Origin of the sequence: Streptomyces ziwulingensis (genome assembly GCF_039542605.1) — a bacterium.
Classification (GTDB): Bacteria; Actinomycetota; Actinomycetes; order Streptomycetales; family Streptomycetaceae; genus Streptomyces; species Streptomyces ziwulingensis.
This window is the reverse complement of the sequence record NZ_BAABIG010000093.1, coordinates 1-5114: the sequence shown is the minus strand read 5'-3', so window position 1 is coordinate 5114 and position 5114 is coordinate 1. Positions and strand designations below refer to the sequence as shown.

Here is a 5114-nt window from a genome sequence, read left to right as displayed (position 1 = left end):
ACCGGACGCGGTGGTCGGCCACTCGCAGGGGGAGATCGCGGCCGCCTGTGTGGCGGGCGCGCTGACGCTGGACGACGCCGCCCGGATCGTCGCCGTCCGCAGCCAGGTCATCCGCGGCAGGCTGGCCGGGCTCGGCGGCATGGCGTCCGTCGCGCTCACCGAGGACGACGTCACCGCCCGGCTGGAGCGGTGGGCCGACCGGGTCGAGATCGCCGCCGTCAACGGGCCCGCCTCCGTCGTCGTCGCCGGGGACGCCGAAGCCCTGGACGAGGTCCTGGACACCCTGGAGGACCAGGGTGTGCGGGTACGCCGCATCGCCGTGGACTACGCCTCGCACAGTCGGCACGTCCAAGCCGTGCAGGAGGCCCTCACCGAGGCGTTCGCGGACATCCGCGGCCAGGCGCCGACGGTTCCGTTCCTGTCCACGGTGACCGGCGAGTGGGTCCGCGAGGCCGGTGTCCTCGACGGCGCCTACTGGTACCGCAACCTGCGCCGGCGGGTCCGCTTCGGCCCGGCCGTCGAGACGCTCCTCGCCGAGGGCCACACGGTGTTCGTCGAGTCCAGCGCCCACCCCGTGCTCGTCCAGCCCGTCACCGAGATCGCCGACGCCACCGACGCCGTGGTCACCGGCTCCCTGCGCCGCGACGACGGCGGACCGCGCCGGCTGCTGACCTCCCTGGCCCAGGTCTTCGGGAGCGGCGCCACCGTCGACTGGCGCGGCGTGCTGCCCGAGACCGCCCGCACCGCCCACGTCGACCTGCCGACGTACGCCTTCGAGCACCGCCACTACTGGATCCAGCTCACCGCGAAGGGCGGCGACGCCGGCTCCCTCGGCGTGACCGGCAGCGACCACCCGCTGCTCGGCGCGGTCGTCCCGCTGCCCCAGACCGACGGGCTGGTCTTCACCTCCCGCCTCTCCCTGCGCACCCACCCCTGGCTGGCCGACCACGCCATGCAGGGCGTGGTCATCGTCCCCGGCACCGTCTACGTCGACTTCGCCGTCCGCGCGGGCGACGAGTTCGGCTGCGGCACCCTCGAAGAACTCGTCATCGAGGCGCCGCTGGTCCTGCCCGAGAAGGGCGGCGTCCGCCTCCAGGTGGCCGTCGGCGGCGCCACCCCGAACGGCTCCCGCACCGTCGACGTCTACTCACTGCGCGAGGACGCCGCCGACGACGACGGCCACGGCGAGTGGACCCGGCACGCCACCGGCCTGCTGTCCGGCACCCCGGCCCGCTCCACCGCGCCCGCCGTCGACTTCGCGGCCTGGCCGCCGCCCGGTGCCGAACCCGTCGGCATCGACGACTTCTACACCGACCTCGTCGCCCGCGGCTACTCCTACGGCCCCGCCTTCCAGGGCCTGCGCGGCGTGTGGCGGCGCGGCGCGGAACTCTTCGCCGAGGCGGTCCTGCCCGCGGACCACCGGGAGCACGCCGACCGGTTCGCCGTCCACCCGGCCCTCCTCGACGCCGCCCTGCACACCAACGCCTTCGCCAACCCGGACGACGACCGCAACGTGCTGCCGTTCGCCTGGAACGGGCTCGTCCTGCACGCCGAAGGCGCTTCGGCGCTGCGGGTCCGGGTCGCCCCCGCCGGACCCGACGCCCTGTCGTTCCAGGCCGCCGACGAGACCGGCGCCCTCGTCCTCACCATGGACTCCCTGGTGTCCCTGCCGGTCTCCGCCGAGCAGCTCGGTGCCGCGGCCGGCGCCCAGCGGGACACCCTGTTCGCCGTCGACTGGGTACGGCTGCCCGCCGCCGACGGCGCCACCACGGCGCCCGCCTGGGTGCCCGTGGCCGACGCCGACGACGTCACCGCGCTCGCCGCCCGCGAGAGCGCCCCCGGTGCCGCCGTCCTCGACGCCGACAGCGACGGCGCCGACGCCGAGACCCTGACCGTCCGCGTCCTGCGCGTACTCCAGACCTGGCTGGCCGCACCCGGCCTGGAAGCCGCCCGGCTGGTGGTCGCCACCCGGGGCGCGGTGGCCACCGGCGACACCGCCGTCACCGACCCGGCCGGCGCCGCCGTCTGGGGCCTGGTCCGCGCCGCCCAGGCCGAGGACCCCGACCGGGTCGTCCTGGTCGACCTCGACCCGGCCGCCGCCACCGGCGCCGGCCCCCTGCTCGCCCAGCTCCTCGCCGCGGGCGAACCCCAGCTCGCCGTCCGGGGCACCACCCTGTCCGCGCCCCGCCTGATCCGCGCCGAAACGACCGACACGGCGGACCCCGCAGACACGGCAGACCTCACAGACACGGCGGACGCGGAAGGCAGCCCCACCCCCGGCCCCGACCGCGTCGCCGCCGCCGCGTTCGACCCCGACGGCACCGTCCTCATCACCGGCGGCACCGGCTCCCTCGGCGGGCTCGTCGCCCGTCACCTGGTGGAACGGCACGGAGTACGGCACCTGGTGCTGGCCGGCCGGCGCGGCCCCGACGCGGAGGGCGCCGCCGCGCTCAGCGCCGAGCTGACCGGACTCGGCGCGGCCGTCTCCGTCGTCGCCTGCGACGTCTCCGACCGGGACGCCGTCGCCGCGCTGCTCGGCACGGTCCCGGCCGCGCACCCGCTGACCGGTCTGGTACACCTCGCCGGCGTCCTCGACGACGGTGTGATCGGCGCGCTCACCGAGGAGCGGATCGCCCAGGTCTTCGCCCCCAAGGCCACAGCCGTACGCCACCTGGACGAGCTGACCCGCGAACTCGTCCCCGAACTCCGTACGTTCGTGGTGTTCTCCTCCGCCGCCGCCCTGCTCGGTTCCGCCGGCCAGGGCAACTACGCGGCGGCCAACGCCTACCTGGACGCCCTGATGGACCACCGCCGCGCGGCGGGACTGCCCGGCGTCTCCCTCGCCTGGGGCCTGTGGGAGCAGAACACCGGCCTCACCGCCCACCTCAGCGAGACCGACCAGGCCCGCATGAGCCGCGGCGGCGTCCTCGCCCTCACCCCCGACGAGGGCCTCGCCCTCCTCGACACCGGCCTGTCCGCCGACCGTGCCCTGCTCGTCCCGATCAAGCTGGACCTGCGCGCCCTGCGCTCCGACGCCGCCGGAGGCGACGCCGTCCCGCATCTGCTGCGCGGCCTGGTCCGGACCGGCCGGCGCTCCGCCCGCGCCGCGGCCGGCGACGGCAGCGGCCTCCTGCGCCGCCTCGCCGGCCTGCCCGAGGCCGAACAGGAAGCCGTCCTGCTGGGCGTCATCCAGGCCGAGGCCACCGCCGTGCTGGGCTTCAGCGGACCCGAACTCGCCCAGGGCACTCGCGGTTTCAGCGACATCGGTTTCGACTCGCTCACCGCGATCGAACTGCGCAACCGGCTCTCCGCCGCCACCGGCGTCAAGCTGCCCGCCACCCTCATCTTCGACTACCCGACCCCGGTGGCGCTCGCCCGGCACCTGCGCGAGGAACTCGGCGAGAGCGCGGCCGGCGCCGCCGCCCCGGCCGTGCTCGCGACCGACCCGGACGAGCCCGTCGCCATCGTCGGCATGGCCTGCCGGCTGCCCGGCGGGGTCACCGACCCGGCCGGCCTGTGGCAGATGGTCCTCGAACGCCGCGACGGCATCACCGAGTTCCCCGACGACCGCGGCTGGAACCTGGACGAACTGTTCGACGCCGACCCCGACAAGGCCGGCACCTCCTACGTCCACAAGAGCGGGTTCCTGCACGGCGCCGCCGAGTTCGACGCCGAGTTCTTCGGCATCTCCCCCCGCGAGGCCCTCGCGATGGACCCGCAGCAGCGGCTGCTCCTCGAAGCCACCTGGGAGGCGCTGGAGAACGCCGGCATCGACCCCGGCTCGACCCGCGGCGCGAACATCGGCGTCTTCTCCGGCGTCTCCATCCACGACTACCTGGAGTCCCTCAGCAACATGCCCCCCGAGCTGGAGGGCTACGTCACCACCGCGACCGCCGGCAGCGTGGCCTCCGGCCGGGTGTCGTACGTCTTCGGCTTCGAGGGCCCCGCGGTGACGGTGGACACCGCGTGCTCGTCCTCGCTGGTCGCCATGCACCTCGCGGCGCAGGCACTGCGGAGCGGCGAGTGCACCCTGGCGCTGGCCGGCGGTGTCGCCGTGATGGGCTCGCCCATCGGTGTGCTCGGCATGTCCCGCCAGCGCGGCCTCGCCGCCGACGGCCGGGTCAAGGCCTTCTCCGCCGGCGCCGACGGCACGATCCTGTCCGAGGGCGTGGGCATCCTCGTCCTGGAGCGGCTGTCCGAGGCCCGGCGCAACGGGCACCAAGTGCTCGCCGTGGTCCGGGGCAGCGCCGTCAACCAGGACGGCGCGTCGAACGGCCTGACCGCGCCGAACGGCCCTTCCCAACAGCGCGTGATCCGCAAGGCGTTGGCCGCGGCCGGGCTCGCCGCGACGGACGTCGACACGGTGGAGGCACACGGTACGGGCACGGCGCTCGGCGACCCGATCGAGGCCCAGGCGCTGCTGGCCACCTACGGCCGCGACCGCGAACAGCCCCTGTGGCTGGGCTCGTTGAAGTCCAACATCGGGCACACGCAGGCCGCCGCCGGTGCCGCCGGTGTGATCAAGATGGTCCAGGCGCTGCGCCACGGCGTGCTGCCGCCCACCCTGAACGTGTCCGAGCCCACCCCGCGGGTCGACTGGTCGGCCGGCTCCGTCGAGCTGCTGACCGAGGAGCGGGCGTGGCCGGAGACCGGCCGCCCGCGCCGGGCCGGCGTCTCCTCCTTCGGCATCAGCGGCACCAACGCCCACCTCATCCTGGAGCAGGCACCCGAGGAACCCGCCGTCTCCCGCGAGCCGCACGACGGTGTGGTGCCGCTGGTGGTGTCGGCGGCGTCCGAGGGTGCGCTGACCGGTCAGGCCGGGCGCCTGGCACTGTTCACGGACGGCACGGACGCGTCCCTCNCGCGCTGTCCCGGGGGGAGTCGGCGTCCGGGCTGGTGACCGGCGGTGCCGGGACGGCCGGGCGGACGGTGCTGGTCTTCCCGGGACAGGGTTCGCAGTGGCTGGGCATGGGCCGGGAACTGCTCGACACCTCACCGGTGTTCGCGGAGCGGGTCGAGGAGTGTGTCCGGGCTCTGGAGCCGTGGGTGGACTGGGACTTGAGGGCCGTACTGCGCGGTGATGTCGACCTCATGGCCCGGGTGGACGTGGTCCA

The 5114-nt window shown here is 75.3% G+C and carries 2 pseudogenes; both read left to right on the top strand.

Annotated features, from left to right (window positions below):
- Positions 1 to 10: 10 nt before the first annotated feature.
- Positions 11 to 1675: pseudogene (locus tag ABEB00_RS36180) on the top strand (acyltransferase domain-containing protein); the annotation flags it as partial.
- A pseudogene (locus ABEB00_RS36175) lies at positions 1649 to 5114 on the top strand (type I polyketide synthase); the annotation flags it as partial. The pseudogenes ABEB00_RS36180 and ABEB00_RS36175, both read left to right, overlap by 27 nt.